Annotated in this window: 17 protein-coding genes; 3 read left to right on the plus strand and 14 right to left on the minus strand. The window is 67.7% G+C overall.

From position 1 onward, the window contains the following. Both CYU89_RS07410 and CYU89_RS07415 read left to right on the plus strand, forming a co-directional pair. A partial coding sequence (locus CYU89_RS07410; protein ID WP_296279856.1) for a sigma-70 family RNA polymerase sigma factor occupies nucleotides 1–607 on the plus strand: 607 nt, incomplete at its 5' end. Continuing rightward, on the plus strand, nucleotides 604–846 hold the full coding sequence (locus CYU89_RS07415; RefSeq protein WP_168915413.1) for a zf-HC2 domain-containing protein: 243 nt from the start codon (nucleotides 604–606) through the stop codon (nucleotides 844–846). The genes CYU89_RS07410 and CYU89_RS07415, both read left to right, overlap by 4 nt. A 103-nt stretch (nucleotides 847–949) precedes the next feature. On the opposite strand, the gene CYU89_RS07420 is transcribed toward CYU89_RS07415, so the two are convergent. The 6 genes from CYU89_RS07420 to purB all read right to left on the minus strand — a co-directional run bounded on the left by CYU89_RS07420 (nucleotide 950) and on the right by purB (nucleotide 8,866). Then, nucleotides 950–3,748 (minus strand): 2-oxoglutarate dehydrogenase E1 component, encoded by a 2,799-nt coding sequence (locus tag CYU89_RS07420; RefSeq protein WP_343125245.1) that lies wholly within the window; start codon nucleotides 3,746–3,748, stop codon nucleotides 950–952. A gap of 180 nt (nucleotides 3,749–3,928) precedes the next feature. Further along, the gene (locus CYU89_RS07425) at nucleotides 3,929–4,840 is read right to left on the minus strand and encodes a GNAT family N-acetyltransferase (protein WP_296279858.1); all 912 of its coding nucleotides are present in this window, start codon (nucleotides 4,838–4,840) and stop codon (nucleotides 3,929–3,931) included. Continuing rightward, on the minus strand, nucleotides 4,837–6,087 hold the full coding sequence (locus CYU89_RS07430) for a cupin domain-containing protein (protein ID WP_296279860.1): 1,251 nt from the start codon (nucleotides 6,085–6,087) through the stop codon (nucleotides 4,837–4,839). Before CYU89_RS07430 ends, CYU89_RS07425 begins: the two co-directional genes overlap by 4 nt. A gap of 85 nt (nucleotides 6,088–6,172) precedes the next feature. Further along, on the minus strand, nucleotides 6,173–7,081 hold the full coding sequence (gene bla, locus CYU89_RS07435; protein ID WP_296279862.1) for a subclass B3 metallo-beta-lactamase: 909 nt from the start codon (nucleotides 7,079–7,081) through the stop codon (nucleotides 6,173–6,175). Continuing rightward, nucleotides 7,078–7,476 carry a VOC family protein gene (locus CYU89_RS07440; RefSeq protein WP_296279864.1) on the minus strand — a complete coding sequence of 133 codons (399 nt, stop codon included), beginning with the start codon at nucleotides 7,474–7,476 and terminating at the stop codon, nucleotides 7,078–7,080. Before CYU89_RS07440 ends, bla begins: the two co-directional genes overlap by 4 nt. A gap of 22 nt (nucleotides 7,477–7,498) precedes the next feature. Continuing rightward, nucleotides 7,499–8,866 carry an adenylosuccinate lyase gene (gene purB / locus CYU89_RS07445; RefSeq protein WP_296279865.1) on the minus strand — a complete coding sequence of 456 codons (1,368 nt, stop codon included), beginning with the start codon at nucleotides 8,864–8,866 and terminating at the stop codon, nucleotides 7,499–7,501. 138 nt (nucleotides 8,867–9,004) lie between these two features. On the opposite strand from purB, the gene CYU89_RS07450 reads away from it, so the two are divergent. Then, on the plus strand, nucleotides 9,005–10,426 hold the full coding sequence (locus tag CYU89_RS07450) for a class II fumarate hydratase (RefSeq protein WP_296279867.1): 1,422 nt from the start codon (nucleotides 9,005–9,007) through the stop codon (nucleotides 10,424–10,426). Between the two features lie 15 nt (nucleotides 10,427–10,441). Here CYU89_RS07450 and CYU89_RS07455 read toward each other — a convergent pair whose 3' ends face one another. The 8 genes from CYU89_RS07455 to CYU89_RS07490 form a co-directional block, all read right to left on the minus strand. Next, nucleotides 10,442–10,867: a hypothetical protein gene (locus CYU89_RS07455; RefSeq protein WP_296279869.1), complete on the minus strand. Its 426-nt coding sequence runs from the start codon at nucleotides 10,865–10,867 to the stop codon at nucleotides 10,442–10,444. Nucleotides 10,868–10,930: 63 nt separating this feature from the next. Further along, nucleotides 10,931–11,581 carry a DUF2884 family protein gene (locus CYU89_RS07460; protein WP_296279871.1) on the minus strand — a complete coding sequence of 217 codons (651 nt, stop codon included), beginning with the start codon at nucleotides 11,579–11,581 and terminating at the stop codon, nucleotides 10,931–10,933. Nucleotides 11,582–11,597: 16 nt separating this feature from the next. Further along, entirely contained in the window at nucleotides 11,598–12,434 is an 837-nt protein-coding gene (locus CYU89_RS07465) for a hypothetical protein (RefSeq protein ID WP_296279873.1), read from the minus strand. Between the two features lie 68 nt (nucleotides 12,435–12,502). Then, nucleotides 12,503–13,168, minus strand: a complete 666-nt coding sequence (locus tag CYU89_RS07470; protein ID WP_296279875.1) for a hypothetical protein — start codon at nucleotides 13,166–13,168, stop codon at nucleotides 12,503–12,505. A 77-nt stretch (nucleotides 13,169–13,245) separates the two neighbouring features. Continuing rightward, on the minus strand, nucleotides 13,246–13,914 hold the full coding sequence (locus CYU89_RS07475; RefSeq protein WP_296279877.1) for a hypothetical protein: 669 nt from the start codon (nucleotides 13,912–13,914) through the stop codon (nucleotides 13,246–13,248). 61 nt (nucleotides 13,915–13,975) lie between these two features. Then, a complete protein-coding gene (locus CYU89_RS07480) occupies nucleotides 13,976–14,974 on the minus strand; it encodes an ABC transporter permease (protein ID WP_296279879.1) in 999 nt (332 codons plus the stop codon). Continuing rightward, a complete protein-coding gene (locus CYU89_RS07485) occupies nucleotides 14,971–15,846 on the minus strand; it encodes an ABC transporter ATP-binding protein (RefSeq protein ID WP_296279881.1) in 876 nt (291 codons plus the stop codon). Before CYU89_RS07485 ends, CYU89_RS07480 begins: the two co-directional genes overlap by 4 nt. After that, nucleotides 15,846–16,208: a GntR family transcriptional regulator gene (locus CYU89_RS07490; protein WP_296279883.1), complete on the minus strand. Its 363-nt coding sequence runs from the start codon at nucleotides 16,206–16,208 to the stop codon at nucleotides 15,846–15,848. Before CYU89_RS07490 ends, CYU89_RS07485 begins: the two co-directional genes overlap by 1 nt.

Consider the following 16,208-nt stretch of genomic DNA (forward strand, 5'->3'; position numbering starts at 1 on the left):
CGAGGCGGCGGCCCGCGAGGCCGAGCTCGTCGAGCGGCGCGCGATGTTCCAGGAGCAGGCGCTGCCGTTCATGGACCAGCTCTACGGCGCCGCGATGCGCATGACGAAGAACCCGGCCGACGCCAGCGACCTCGTGCAGGAGACCTTCGTGAAGGCCTTCGCCGCGTTCGGCCAGTTCGAGCAGGGCACGAACCTCAAGGCGTGGCTCTACCGCATCCTCACGAACACGTTCATCAGCGTGTACCGCAAGAAGCAGCGTGACCCGTACCAGGGCTCGGTCGACGAGCTCGCGGAGTGGCAGCTCGGCGGCGCCGTGTCGGCGACCTCGAGCTCGAGCCGCTCGGCCGAGGCCGAGGCGATCGACCGCATGCCCTCCGGCGTCGTGAAGGACGCCCTGCAGGCGATCCCCGAGGACTTCCGCCTCGCGGTGTACCTCGCCGATGTCGAGGGCTTCTCCTACCAGGAGATCGCCGACATCATGAAGACCCCCGTCGGAACCGTCATGAGCCGCCTGCACCGCGGCCGCCGGCTCCTGCGCGAATCCCTCGCCGACTACGCGCGCGAGCGCGGCATGACCGCGAGCACGGCCCCGAGGAGGACCCGATGACCGACTGCGGCTGCGACAAGGCCAAGGCCGAGCTCGAGGAGTTCCTGCACAACGAGCTCAGCGAGCAGCAGTGCAGCGACATCCGCGAGCACATGGCGAACTGCGACGACTGCTCAGCTGAGCACCTCGTCGGCATCACGCTGACCGAGAAGGTCAAGCAGTCCTGCCAGGAGAAGGCTCCGGAGGAGCTGCGCGCGATGATCGAGGGCGCCATCCTGCGCGCCGACGCGAACGCCTGACGCGGGATGCCCGCCGCGGGCCGCCCGTCGGCCCCGCGCACCCCGTTCCACGTCGAAGGGCCCGTCACCTCGCGGTGACGGGCCCTTCGACGTTCCCCCGGCGCTACTCGGCCAGGGCCGCGTCCATGATCGCGGCGTGCTCCTGCGCGCTGCGCTTCGTCGACCCGGTCGCGGGCGAGGCCGAGGCCGGGCGCGAGATGACGCGCACTCCGCGCGGGCCGGAGCGCTTCGCGCTCTCGAGCGCGAAGAACGGCCACGCGCCCTGGTTCTCGGGCTCGTCCTGCACCCAGACGATCTCGGCGTTCGGGTACCGGTCGAGCACGGCCTGCAGCTCGACCGCGGGCAGCGGGTAGAGCTGCTCGAGCCGCACCAGGGCGACCCCCTCGGTGCCGCGCTTCTCGATCTCGCTCTTGAGGTCGTAGTGGATCTTGCCGGCGTGCACGAGCACGCGGCGCACGGCGGCGCCGTCGGTGATCCGCGCGTCGTCGAGCACGGGCTCGAACTTGCCCGAGGTGAAGTCGGCTACGTCGCTTGTCGCGCCGCGAAGGCGCAGCATCGCCTTCGGGGTGAAGACCACGAGCGGGCGGCGCGGGCGGGCGTAGGCCTGCCGGCGCAGCAGGTGGAAGTACGAGGCCGGCGTCGACGGGCGCGCGATCGTCATGTTGTCCTCGGCGGCGAGCTGCAGGAAGCGCTCGATGCGGGCCGACGAGTGGTCGGGGCCCTGGCCCTCGTAGCCGTGCGGCAGCAGCAGCGTCAGGCCGCTGATGCGGCCCCACTTGGCCTCGCCGGCGGCGATGAACTGGTCGATGACCACCTGTGCGCCGTTCGCGAAGTCGCCGAACTGCGCTTCCCAGATACACAGCGTGTTGGGATCGGTGGTCGAGAAGCCGTATTCGAACGCCATCACCGCTTCTTCGCTCAGCAGCGAGTCGATGATGGTGGCCTGCTCGGGCTGTTCCACCAGTTGGCGAAGCGGCAGGTAATAGCTGTCGGTCTTCTGGTCGTGCAGGATCGCGTGGCGATGGAAGAACGTGCCGCGCCCCGCGTCCTGGCCCACCAGGCGCAGGCCGTTGCCTTCGGCCAGCAGCGTCGCGTAGGCGAGGTTCTCGGCGAAGCCCCAGTCGGCGGCTTGCTCGCCGGCGGCCATCTTCACGCGGTCTTCGTAGATCTTGGCCACGCGCGGGTGCAGGGCGACGCCGGCGGGAATCGTGGTAATGATCTTGGCCAGCGAATCGAGGGACTTGCGCTTGACCTTGGTATCGACCGGATCGCTGAGCTTGCCGGAGAGGTACTTGGACCAGTCGATCGCCAGCTCGTCGTCCTTCTGCTTGGCGAGTTCGGTGGTGTACTCGCCCGAGTCCAGCTTGTCGCGATAGGCGTCGGCCAGCGCCTTGCCGCCTTCGGCCGGGATGACGCCGGCGCCTTCCAGCTTGGCGGCGTACATCTCGCGCGTGGTCGCGTGCTTGCGGATGGTCTGGTACATCACCGGCTGGGTCGCGGCCGGCTCGTCGGCTTCGTTGTGCCCGTGGCGGCGGTAGCACACCAGGTCGATGACCACGTCCTTCTTGAACTGCTGGCGGAAGTCGTAGGCCAGCTGCGCCACGAACACCACCGCTTCCGGGTCGTCGCCATTCACGTGGAAGACCGGTGCGCCGACCATCTTGGCGACGTCGGTGCAGTACAGCGTGGAGCGCGCATCTTCCTTGTTGCTCGTGGTGAAGCCGATCTGGTTGTTGATGACGATGTGCAGCGTGCCGCCGACGGCGAATCCGCGCGCCTGCGACATCTGGAACAGCTCCATCACCACGCCCTGGCCGGCGAACGCAGCGTCGCCGTGCATGATGATCGGTAGCACCGCCTGGCGTGCGGCGTCGTTGCGGCGCTCCTGGCGCGAACGGACGCTGCCGGCCACGACCGGGTCGACGATCTCGAGGTGCGACGGGTTGAACGCGAGCGCCAGGTGGACCGGGCCTCCCGGCGTGGCGATGTCGGCGGAGAAGCCCATGTGGTACTTCACGTCGCCGGCGTGCGCCAGGTTGTTGTCGTGTTCGAACTTGCCCTCGAACTCGTCGAAGAGCTTGCGCGGGCTCTTGCCGAGCGTGTTGACCAGCACATTGAGGCGGCCGCGGTGGGCCATGCCGACCACGATGTCCTTGACCCCGCCTTCGCCGGCACTGCGGATCATGGTGTCGAGCAGCGGGATGAGCGCATCGCCGCCTTCCAGCGAGAAGCGCTTCTGGCCCACGTACTTGGTGTGCAGGTAGCGCTCGAGGCCTTCGGCCGCGGTCAGGCGCTCCAGGGTGCGGCGCTTGGCGTCGTCGGACAGGCCGAACTGGCCGCCGGCGGTCTCCAGCCGCTGGTACAGCCACTGGCGCTGGTCGACTTCCGAGATATGCATGAACTCGACGCCGATCGGGCCGGTGTAGGCCGCCTTCAGGCGCGCCAGCAGGTCGCGGAGTTTCATGCGCGAGTTGCCGCCGACGTTGCCGGTGCTGAATTCGCTGTCGAGATCCTTGTCGGACAGGTTGTGGAAGGACAGGTCCAGGTCCGGGGGATTGACCGGCGGGGTCAGGCCGAGCGGGTCCAACTGGGCCCCCAGATGGCCGCGCGACCGGTACGCCGTGATGAGGCGGCCGATGTTGCGCTCGCGTTCATCGCCGCCTGCGGCGACGACATGCCCGTTGTTGGCAGCCTGGCGGGCGGCCTCGGTGATCTGCTGGATCACGACCGAATGCGGGACATCCCCCGCCTCGTGGCCCTTGAATCCGTCGAAGTAGGCCTTCCACTTGGGGCCCACGCTGTCCGGGGCGACGAGATACTGCTCGTACAGGTCTTCGACGTAGGAGGCATTGCCTCCGTTGAGCTGCGAGGATTGCGCGAACTGCTTCAGGAGATTGTCCACGATGGGGTTCGGTGGGGTAGTCGAGGGGCGCTTGCGGTCCATGTCGCGCGATGTCCCACGGACATGGACGAAAACCCGGAAATTATACCCCCATGCCGGGAAGGGGGCGTAACCGGATTGGACTAAAGACGCAGGGTGCGGGCCGCTGGCGCTGCCGGATGCGACCGCATGCGCAGCGTGCTAGAGGCCCAGCGCGCGATATTCGCTGACGGGCCGCGAACGTTCCCAGATCTGCGAGAACTCCTCGCGCAGCTGGCGTGCACGGCCGGCATGCGCCAGCCCGGCCTCACCGTCGAAGCGATGCCCGAGCGGCCGGAAGTAGTACCCGTGGTCGTCGTTGGCGACGAACGCGGCGGTGTAGGGCAGGTCGACGGGATCCTGCACTTCGCGGAACGAGAACACGCTGGGCAGTCGTTGCCCCAGGGCGATCAGCGGCGCCAGTGCCCGCTGCGGCGTGGCCGCATCCTGCAGCAGCAGCTGCACGTGGGCGCCTGTCTGGCGCGTGGCGAGGCGGCGCAGGCCCTCGACGACCGTCGGTGCGTCCCACAGCCCCGGATCCAGCGCCCGGCTGTAGACCACCAGGCCGCGGCGCGCCTGCGCGATCACGGCCGTGGTGATGGCCACGGCTTCAGCGCGCCGGGTGATGCGGGCGGCGCCCGCCACCACACGGCGCATGGCCTGGTGTTCGATGCCGGCTTCGAGGAAGCGCTCGCCCTCCGGCATGAAGCCATGGCGCGCATAGAACGCCTCGGCGGACACCTGGGCGTGCAACGACACATCGGGCCACTGCCGCTGGCGGGCCTCGTCCAGAAGGGCGGCCAGTAGGGCATCGCCGACGCCGCGCCCACGCCATGCCGCCAGGACGGCCATGCGGCCGATGCGGTGCGCTGGCGTCAACCGCGCCGTGCCGATGGGGGTGCCGGAGGCATCGCGGGCGAGCACGTGGTAGCTGAGCGGGTCCATCGCATCCCGCTCGAGATCGCGCGGCACCTGCTGTTCCTGGACGAACACCACGTCCCTGACCTGGTGGACCAGGCGGGCGTCGGTGGCGTAGTCGACCGGTGCGACGCGGTAGTCCCCGGCGGCGTTCATGCTTCCTCGTCCCCGGTGTCCGGATCGTCATCCCCGAACGCGAGCTGATAATGGCCCTGCGCCGCCAATCCCATCACCGCATCGCGCGCGTCCTCGCTGAGTGCACCGTAGGTAGCGCCGTCCAGGCTCTCGAGGCCTGCCAACTGCTGGGCTTCCCTGACCGGCAGCACGTAATCCACCCCATTGCAGAACAGGGTGGCGCCCTTGCTGCGCCGACGCCATGCGAATCGCGAGAACGGGTGGCGCAGCAGGTGCGCGCCGCGCTGCAGGTCCCATTCCATCTCGATGCGCGAGGGCGCATCCGGAGGCGGCATGACATCGCCCGAAGCACGGTAGGTGGTGATGAAGCGGCCGAACCAGTCGCCGACCAGGTCGGGATCGTTCATGCGCAAGGCGTTGAGGGCCTCGACTGCGCGCGCCATCGCGCGCGCATCGATTTCGTTGGGATCCTGCGGCACGGTCAGGTCTTCGTCGTGGTAGCGCACGGCCTCGTCCGCTTCTGCGATCAGCGTGTCCAGATAGTCGCCGATCAGTTCGGCCGACGACGGGGCGCGCATGCCCACCGAGAAGGTCAGGCACGGGTTCTCGGCCACGCCGTGGTGGGGGACCAGCGGCGGCAGGTACAGCATGTCGCCGGGTGAAAGCACCCATTCGTGGGTGGGTTGGAACGTGCGCAGCAGCTTGATCGCCACGTCCTCCAGGAAACCCAGGTCCGGCGCGGGTTGCCCCATCGCCACGCGGGCGTCGATCGCCCAGCGGCGCTCGCCCTGGGCCTGCAGCAGGAACACGTCATAGTGATCCACGTGCGCGCCGACCGAACCGCCGGTGGCCGCGAAGCTGATCATGATGTCGTCCACCCGCCAGCGCGGCAGGAAGCGGAACTGCTCCAGCAGCGCTCGTACGTCGGCGTCCCACTTGTCCACGTCCTGCACCAGCAGGGTCCAGTCGTGGTCGGGCAGTCCGGGGAAATCCTCTTCCTGGAACGGGCCCGTGCGGACATCCCACGCGCCGGTGGCGCGGTCCAGGCTGATCATCCGCGCCAGCACGCCGTCTTCGCAGGCCAGGCCGGCGAGATCCTCCGGTTGCACCGGGGTCTCGAAGCCGGGGAATGCGTTGCGGATCAGCAGCGGACGCTTGTGCCAGTAGTCGCGCAGGAAGCGCTCGGCCGGCATGCCGAGGGGATGGTCACGGGTGGCGTCGACTTCGAACGGAAGCGAGGCGGCGCGGGGGAGCGTCTTCTTGGTCATGGGGTCGTGTTCGCGGGGCAATGCGCCGGGCAGGAAGGGGGAAGGGCAGCGTCACCGATCGCGCCACCTGCGACATTGATGCCGGTCAAGGCCGCGCCGGCGTTCCGCTGGCGGCTTCGTCTGCCAAGCGCTTGTCCAGGCGTTCGGAGGCTTTCCGCGCGTACACCCGGCAGGCGTCGCGGTCCACGAGGGGCGCGTTCGCTCGCGGCCCGATCCTTGACCACAGCTGGCTGGCGGAGGGATGCGGAGTGACCAGAATGTCGCAGTCAAGGGCCGCGACCCGCGCAAGCGTGTCGCGGAACGCTGCTACGTAACCTGGATGCGCTGCGTCGTCGCTGTAACGGTACACGTCGTCGGAGATCGCGGTCAGGCTGTCGGCATAGACCATCTGCCGGCAGTCGTCGCCCTCGCACGAACGCCAGGTCCAGCTCGTCCCCCCCGGCGTGTGCCCCGGTGTGGGAACGGCCTGCAGGGAGAGCGGACCGACGCGCACGACGCCGTCATCCGCGACGACGACCACCTGTCCGACCGGTGCGAACGGGTCCAGTACCTCGTGTTGCGGATCGTTGCGGTCGCTGGCGCCGCGCTTCAGCGTGGCGACGGCAGGCGCGCGTGCGTACACGGGTGCGCCCGTGGCCTCCTGCAGCTCGGCCAGACTGCCGGCATGGTCGAAATGCTCGTGGGAGAACACGATGGCGCGCACGTCCGCCGGCTCGAAGCCGAGGGCACGGATGTTGGCGAGGATCTGTGGAGCGGCCTGCGGCGTGGCGGCATCGATGAGGACATGGCCTTCGTCCGAGGTCAGCAGCAGGGCACTGATCCCGCACGTACCTACGTACCAGGTGTTGCCGTACACCTTCAGGGGCGTGGCCGGCTCGTTCCAGCCTGCGTCGTCTTCACAGGCCTTGACGGGGGGGCGAGCATCCGCGGCGACGGCGGCGAGAGGGAGCGCGAGGGCAAGTAGCCCGCCAGCGAAGAGGCAGCGAAGGGTCATGTAGTGATCTCGTCGTAACCACGATTGACGAACTGCAGCAGGCACCAGCCATGGCCCCAGGGATCGGCCAGGCGGACGATGCGGCCCCAGTTCGCGTCGCGGATGTCGGTTTCCTGCACCAGGCCGGCTTCCAGGGCTCGGTCGAGGGCAGGCTCTAGATGGTCCACCACCACGTCCAGGTGCACGGGCGTCCAGTGGCGGGCGTAGTCGCGGCGCGCGTCCGCGGCGGCAATGCTGCCGGACGGATGCTGCAGCACGTAGATCGGGGCCTGTGCGCCCAGCAGTTCGACACCCCCGGCGCCGAAGCGGCGGCCGGCGGTGAGCCCGAAGGCGCGCGTGTACAGCGCCTCGGCGGCAGGCAGGTCGGGAACGTCGATGTTGATCAGCAGGTGCATCGCCGTTCCCTTTGCCGGTGCATCAGATGTCGCGTGCGAGGCGTTCGGCCAGGCCGGTATAACGGCTTGGCGTCATGTCGCGCAGGCGCTGCTTGTCGTCGGGCGGCAGGTCGAGCGATTCGACGAACGCGCGCATCGAGTCGGCGGTGATCCCCTGGCCGCGCGTCAACGCCTTCAGCTGTTCGTACGGATTCGGCAGGCCGTGACGACGCATGACGGTCTGCACGGCTTCGGCCAGCACTTCCCACGCCGCATCGAGGTCGGCATCCAGGCGCTGCGGATTCACTTCCAGCTTGCCCAGGCCCTTGGCCAGCGAATCCAGCGCGACCTGCGTGTGACCGAAGGCGGTACCCAGGGCACGCAGTACGGTGGAGTCGGTGAGGTCGCGCTGCCAGCGGCTGATCGGCAGCTTGGCGCTGAAATGTTCGAACAGCGCATTGGCGATGCCGAAGTTGCCTTCCGCGTTCTCGAAGTCGATCGGGTTGACCTTGTGCGGCATGGTGGAACTGCCGACTTCGCCTTCCTTGAGCCGCTGCTTGAAATAGCCCAGCGAGATGTAGCCCCAGACGTCGCGCGCCAGATCGATCAGGACAGTGTTGGCGCGGCGCGCGGCATCGCCGATCTCGGCGACGTTGTCGTGCGGCTCGATCTGGGTGGTGTACGGGTTGAACACCAGGCCCAGGCCTTCGACGAAGCGTTGCGCGAATGCCGGCCAGTCGACGTCGGGATAGCTGGCCACGTGCGCGTTGTAGTTGCCGACCGCGCCATTGATCTTGCCGGTCAGTTCCACCGCGGCGATCTGCGTGCGCTGGCGCTCGAGGCGGGCGACGACGTTGGCGATTTCCTTGCCCAGCGTGGTCGGCGAGGCGGTCTGGCCGTGCGTGCGCGACAGCATCGGCTGCGCCGCCTGCGCATGGGCCAGCGCGCGCAGCGTCGCGGCAACACCGTCCAGCGCGGGCAGCAGCACGTCGCGGCGCGCCTGTTCCAGCATCAGCCCGTAGGACAGGTTGTTGATGTCTTCGCTGGTGCAGGCGAAATGGACGAATTCCAGCGCCGGCGCGAGTTCGGCATCGTCCTTCAGCTGCTCCTTGATGAAGTACTCCACCGCCTTGACGTCATGGTTGGTGGTGCGTTCGATCTCCTTCACGCGCGCCGCATGCGCCACGCTGAAGCCGTCCGCCAATGCGCGCAGCTTCGTCGTCGCGGCGGCCGAGAACGCCGGCAGCTCGGTGATGCCCGCTTCGGCACCCAGCGCCAGCAGCCATTCCACCTCGACCTTCACGCGGGCGCGGATCAGGCCGTACTCGGAAAAGATCGGGCGCAGCGCGTCGACCTTGCCGGCATAGCGGCCATCGAGCGGGGACAGGGCGAGCAGGGACGAATCCGACATGGGCGCGGGTGGGCTTGAAAGGGAGCGTTCCATTTTACCCCGGGAAGGCGACGAACCGGCCTGGCGTATCCTGTGGGCCCGCCAGTCGCCGGTCCCGCACCGGCGAGCACGCCGTGAAATCCTCGCAGGAGACGGTCGATGACCAGCAAGAAGTCTGCGGGCCGCACCCGCATCGAGCACGACAGCATGGGCGAACTGCAGGTTCCTGCGGACGCGCTCTGGGGTGCCCAGACGCAGCGTGCGGTGCAGAACTTCCCGATCTCCGGCCGGCCGATGCCGCGCGGCTTCATCCGCGCACTGGGTCTGGTCAAGGGCGCTGCCGCCGAGGTGAATGCGGGCCTGGGCCTGTTGCCGAAGGGCATCGCGGCGACGGTGCAGATGGCGGCGCGGGCCGTGGCCGCCGGCGAGCACGACGCGCATTTTCCCATCGACGTGTACCAGACGGGCTCGGGCACCTCCTCCAACATGAATGCCAACGAGGTGATCGCCACGCTCGCCTCGCGCGCCGGCAGGGCGGCCGTGCATCCGAACGACCACGTCAACCTGGGGCAGAGTTCCAATGACGTCATCCCGACCGCGCTGCGCGTTGCGGCGCAACTCGCGGTGATGGAAGACCTGCTGCCCGCGATCAAGCACTTGCGCAAGACCATCGATGCGCGCGGCAGGACGCTGGCCAGGGTGGTCAAGACGGGCCGCACGCACCTGATGGACGCGATGCCGCTCACCTTCGGCCAGGAATTCTCGGCCTGGTCCGCGCAATTGTCGTCCGCGCAGGCCCGCATCGAAGACACATTGAAGCGGGTGCGCCGCCTGCCGCTCGGCGGCACCGCGATCGGGACGGGCATCAATGCCGACGCCCGGTTTGGTGCCCGGGTCGCCAAGGTCCTGTCCACCCGCACCCGCACGCGGTTCGAGAGCGCCGCCAACAAGTTCGAAGGTCTCGCGGCGCAGGACGATGCGGTCGAACTGTCCGGCCAACTCAGTGCGCTGGCGGTGGCCTTGACCAAGATCGCCAACGATCTGCGCTGGATGAACTCCGGGCCGCTCGCCGGCCTGGGCGAAGTGGAGTTGCCGGCACTGCAGCCGGGCAGTTCGATCATGCCGGGCAAGGTCAACCCGGTGATTCCCGAAGCCACGGTGATGGTCTGTGCCCAGGTGATGGGCTACCACACGGCGATCACGGTCGCCGGCCAGACCGGCAACTTCCAGCTCAACGTCACCCTGCCGCTCATCGCCAACAATCTGCTGGATGGCATCCAGCTGTTGTCGAACGTTTCCCGACTGCTGGCGGACGACTGCATCGCCGGCCTCACGGTACGGACGGACCGCGTGCGGGAGGCGTTGGATCGCAATCCGATCCTGGTGACTGCGTTGAATCCGGTGATCGGTTACGAGAAGGGCGCGGCCATCGCCAAGCAGGCCTACAAGCAGAACCGGGCGGTACTGGATGTCGCGCGCGAGGTCACCGGGCTACCGGAAAAGACGCTCAAGCGGCTGCTGGATCCCGCCGTGCTCGCCAAGGGTGGCATCCATGGCAAGCCGGGGGCGGGAGGCGGCTGATCCGCGGGCCGTGGATCAATCGCGCGGCGGCCATTCGCCGGGTACCCGTTTGCCCATGAGCATCGCCAGGGCACCCTCGCACATCTGCCGTTTCTGCTCAGGCGTTCCGGTGTCCAGCCGCCCCAGGCGCTGCGACAGCGTGCGTGCACGGTAGGTCGCCAGCGTATCGGACGGGCCGAATTCCGCCAGCGTGAGCAGGCGTCCGCGCTCGATCTGGTCCTGACGGCCATTGACATACCGGAAGTACGCGGGCGCGGCGCGCGCCAGGTAAGTTTCATCCATGAGGGCGCACTTCTCGATCATCACCGGCATCGCGAACGTGGCCACATACGCGATATGGTCCTGAAACGCTTGCTCGCGCGCAGCATCTGGCACATCCGCCGCCCGCGCCGGGGCTATCGTCATCAGTGTCGCCAGCAGGATCGGGTACGCACACTTCATGGACGGCCTCGCACGGGCGTGTCGGCGTGGGGGAGGGTGGACGACGCGACCACCGGCGCAGCATCAGGGGGAAGGAGCTTCCGCCGGCTCGGCGGCGGCCGCATCCGCTTCCTGGGCTGCATTGCCTTGGGTGGCCTTGACCGCCTGGCCGATGGCGCGCCCCACGTCCTTGCCCGCCTCGTGGCTATCGTTGTGCGAAGTGCGGCACTCGGTCACGTCATCAGGTTCCATGCTCGCGTAGGGCGTGAAGGCCGGCAACGCGGCGGCGAGATCCTGCTGCGCCTTGTACAGGCCGGGCAGGCGATCGCAGATCTTCATGGCTTCCGCTTCGACCTTCTTGGCTTCGGCTTCCATCTGTTTGTCGATCTGGTCCGGATTGCCACTGAAGATGCCACGCACGGCCGCGCCGACCGCCTTGCCGGCCAGTTTTGCGCCTTCCCTGCCGGTGGCGATGCCGGCATCGGCGATACCGCCCAGTTCGCGGTGATAGGCGACCAGCAGTGCGCGCTGCTGGTCGTTCACCGGCACGGCCTTGCCGTCCACGATGAAATCGCCCTTCGCCGATACTTCCGCCCGGGGGTGTCCGGTCGCGTCGAGCTTCACGTTCTGCCCCCAGAGCGCATTCGAGCTCGCCGTTCCGTCGCTGGGGTCACGGTCTGGCGAGCACGCGGCGAGCAGGAGCACGGTAAGGGCGAGTGCGGGCATACGGGTCATGTTCGTTCCTCAGGTATCAACGTCGCTTGGGAAGATCGAGAGCGCCTTTCACGCCCTCATGGTCGATGTCGCCGCTGCCTATCGAGCGCACGGTCAATCCACCGCTTGCATTGCGCACTTCGACGCCGCCCGATCCCACCGAGTCCACCGCGATGTCGCCGGCGATGTCGCGGAGTTCGGCACCGCCGGAACCGATCGAGCCGATCTCGACGCTGCCGCCGTGCGACAGGCTGAAACCCCCCGAGCCGATGCTGCCCACCTTGGCGACCCCCTTGATGGCCTCCGCCTCCACCTGGCCAGAACCGATCGATACGACGTTGAGGCTGCCGGCTCCATGGAGCTCGATGCTGCCCGAGCCCACCGAAGCGGCGGCCAGGCCGCGCGTGTTGCGGCCCACCGCGTGGCCTGAGCCCACATCCGCGCTGAATACCGGCGCGCCGGTAACGGTGGCTTCGCCGGAGCCGACCTTGACCTGTACCGTCAGGTGGTCGGGCAGGGTGGCTGTGAGGTTCATGTACGCGTAGTTGCTGCCGAAGGATAGGCCACTGAAACGGCCTTCCTGGTACATGCGCACGATCAGCTTGTCGCCGGAGCGACGCTGTTCCAGCTTCAGGCGATCCAGCCGGTCGGCGTGGCTGCTGCACGCCCTGCCCGTCATGGCGGCGGGGGCACCCGCGCGCGATGTCACGGTGAGGTCGTGGGGGCCGACGTCGAACACCACGGTCCGGGCATCGCCGACGTCGAGCGTGAGCTGGCGCGGAGCTTCGTGCTTGCAGTAGCGATCCGAGGCCAGGCTGGGCGCAGACAGGGTCAGCAGGCCAAGGAGGGGAATGGTGAGCGACGCGATACGCATGAGGGAGTTTCCGGAATCAAACCGAGGGAGGCATCGGCGGCCTGGACGCGGGTGCAGGCCGCAGGCCGTCATCGCGATGCGAACGTCTGGCGGATGTCCTTCTCGCAGTCCTCGGCATCGTCGACGTCCAGCGTCGCGTAGGGGCGGAACGCCGGGAGGCTTGCGGACAGCCGCTGCTGGCTGTCCCGGAGCGCGGGCAGGCTGCGGCAGATCCGGCGGACGCCGGGTTCGACGGTCTCGCTGACGGCTTTCTCGATCCGGCGTTCCAGGTTCCCGGTCATCGCGCCGAACAGCAGGCTGAACACACCGCGGTCCACTGCCTCCAGCGCGACCTCCGCGCTGCGTTCACCGATGTCGATCCCGGCTTTTGCGATGTCGATCACCTGGCGTCGGTAAAGCAGCAGGTCGCGACGCTGCCGCTCGTCGATGGCGACAGGCTTGCCCTCGATCAGGAAGTCGCCTCGGGGCGTGATTTCCGCTTTCAGCAAGGCGCGATCAGCATCGGAAGCGCGCTTGTCGGACTTGCCGAAATGGACATGGGCGCCGAGCTCCAAGTTGTCGGTTTCCAGTTCGCGACGGGCAGCGGCGAGTTCCGCCCGCACTTCCTTCCGTGCGTCGGCGAGGTCCGCGCTGATCTCGTCGCGGACAGGCGTGTCCTTGGCGGACGCTGCGGGAGCGGCGAACGGAAGCAGGAGGGTCAGCAACAGCGGCATGACGACGGGGTGGAGGCGCATGTCGGGTTCTCCGCGTGGGGACGCTGGATGGAAGGGGAAATCGGATGCCCCGCGATGCGGGGCACCGCGCGCGGTGCTCAGAAGGACCAGGTACCGTCGCCGTTGGCGTCTGCGCAGTCGTCGACGTCGGACTGGTCCATGTTGGCGTAGGGCTTGAACTCGGGGACCGCAGCGGCGAGCGCCTGCTGCGCAGCCAGCAGGCCCGGCATGCGCGTGCAGAGTTGCGCGACCATCGGCTTGATCTTCGCCTTGGCCTGCTCGCCGACCTGCTGCCCGATCTCGTCGCCGGACTGCCCGGCGAGCACGCCTTTCAGCGCCGAGGCGGCGGCATCGATACCGACGCGCGCGCCTTCCATGCCGATGGCCATGCCGTCGCCGACCACCCCCAGAAGCTCCTTGCGATATGCCAGAACGAGTGCCTTCTGTTCCGGCGTGGTGGCGATCTGCTTGCCTTCGATCAGCAGTTCGCCTGCGGGGGTTATCTCCGCCTTCGGCTGTGATTCGCTCTCGTTGCGGTTCAGCGACAGGTTTTCGCGGGCCAGGCGATCGCGTGCGTCGGCGATTTCCTGCCGCGCCTTCTCCATTTCCTTGCTGGCGTCGCCCAGGCCCTTGGCGACCTCTCCCATCGCCTCGGCTGCAATGCCGGTGGGAGCGTTGCCTTGCTTGTCCTGCGCCGGTTGGCAGGCCGTCAGCAGGAGGGCCGTGGCGATGCAGGCGCCCTGGATCGGGTGAACACGATTGCGCATGGGAGATCCTCGTTCTGCGGAAAGGGACGGGCGGCGGCAGGGGGCGCCGCCCGGAGCAGGCTTATTCGCTTTCGCGCCAGCGGCGCAGGTAGATCGCGCCGACAATCAGGGCGACGCCGATCACCGCACCGATCCACAGGTCCGCCGTGGCGAAGGCGTGCCAACTGCGCGTCAGGTCGATGGCATTGGCCAGTTCGTCCGGCGAGTTGAAGTCGGCATGCGGGTTGGCGGCACCACCGGGCAGGGTGGGGAACCAGGCGCCCGGGATCACGCTCGCCAGTCCGCGGTAGACCACGGTGTACCAGATCAGGTCGTGGCGGACCTCCAGGCCGGGCAGGATGTCGGTCATGCTGATGATCACGCAGGCAAGTACCGGCACCAGCACCGCCCACAGGAACGGCTTGCTGCGCGACCAGGCCGAGCAGAACATCAGCCAGCCGACCGCGGGCAACGCCCAGAACACATAGACGGGCAGCGAGGCCAGCACCCCACCGATGATGCGCAGCGGATGCGAGTGGGTGAACACCGCGCCGCCAGCGGGCAGGCCGTTGATGGAAATGGTCAGGGCCGAAATCAGCCACATCGCCAGGCCGATCAGGATGCCCACGCCCACGGCCAGCAGCGGTGCCAGCAAGAGTGCCCAGGCCAGCTTGGACAACACCATGTGCGTATCGGAGACCGGCAACGATTTCCAGAACAGCACGCTGCGGTCGCGGCGGTCGTCGTACAGCGTGCCCAGCGCGTAGAAGAACACCACGAACGCCAGCACCACGCAGGCCAGGATCACGCCGCCCAGCAGCATGCCATCACCGATGCCGCCGACGATCTGGTACGCCTTCTCCGGCGCTTCCTCGATGCTGAAACCGCCGCCGTTGATCTCACCCCGGGCCGCGATGCTGCCGATGATCGCCAGGATCAGGTTGAGCACCACGAAGATGCCACCGGTGATGACCGGTGCCCAGAAGAAACCGCCTCGGTTCTCCCAGAACTCGCGCTTCAGCAGCCACGTGAACGCGCCCGGCTTGGAGGATTTGCCCAATGTCGAAGTCACGGCGTTCATGCGTAGGTTCCTTTCATGATGGCGACGAACAGGTCGGCCAGGCCAGGGGTGCGTGTTTCGCCGAGGGCGGCGAGATGTCCCTTCGGTACGCCGTCGAATAGCAGCACGGTCTTGCCGAAGGGCAGGGCGCGCTCGTCGATCGGCTTCAGGGCGCGCGCCTGCTCCACCGCGTCGCCGCTGACCAGCAGCTCGGTGTAGCGCTCGGCCACATCCTCCATCTGCGAGGTCAGCGCGATCTTGCCGTCGCGGATGAACATCACGTCGGTGAGGATGTGTTCGATCTCCTCCACCTGGTGGGTGGTGACGATGATGGTCTTCTGCTCATCGAAGTAGTCTTCCAGCAGGCGCTGGTAGAACTGCTTCCGGTAAAGGATGTCCAGGCCCAGCGTGGGCTCGTCGAGCACAAGCAGCTTGGCGTCGATGGCCATCACCAGCGCCAGGTGCAGCTGCACGATCATGCCCTTGGACATCTCGCGCACGCGCAGGTTGGGCTTGAGCTGGGTGTTGGCGATGAAGCGTTCGCACTTGCTCCGGTCGAAGCGCGGATGGACGCCGGCGACGAAGTCGATGGCCTCCTTGACCTTCATCCAGCGCGGCAGCACGGCCACGTCGGCGATGAAGCAGACATCCTTCATCAGTTCGTCGCGGTCCTTGCGCGGATCCAGGCCCAGCACCTTCAACTGGCCTTCGAACGGCGTCAGGCCGAGGATGGCCTTCAGTGCGGTGGTCTTGCCCGCGCCGTTCGGACCGATCAGGCCGATGATCTTGCCCGCCTCGATCTCGAAGCTGGTGTTGTCCAGCGCGAGCTTGTTCTTGTAGGCCTTGCGCAGGCCGTGGGCCGACACCACGGTGTTGGCGATTGCGGCATTCATCACTTGTTCCCCTTGGATTGCAGCAACTCTTCGATGGACAGGCCCAGGCGCTCGATGCGCTCGGCGACGGCCGGCCACTCTTCGGTCAGGAAGCGCTCGCGTTCACTGCCGCGCAGCTTCCGGGACGCTTCGTCGGTGACGAACATGCCCAGGCCGCGGCGCTTCTCCACCAGGGCTTCATCCGCCAGTTCCTGGTAGGCACGCGAAACGGTAATCGGATTCAACTGGTACTCCGCCGCCACCTGGCGCACGGAGGGCAGGGCGTCGCCGGGCTTCAGGATGCCGTCGAGCATCATCGCGATCACGCGATCCTTCAGCTGGCGGTAGATGGGAGCGCCGTCGCTCCATTGGATGGGTGCCAT

The sequence above is a fragment of the Pseudoxanthomonas sp. genome (assembly GCF_002863005.1).
In the GTDB taxonomy this organism is placed as follows: domain Bacteria; phylum Pseudomonadota; class Gammaproteobacteria; order Xanthomonadales; family Xanthomonadaceae; genus Pseudoxanthomonas_A.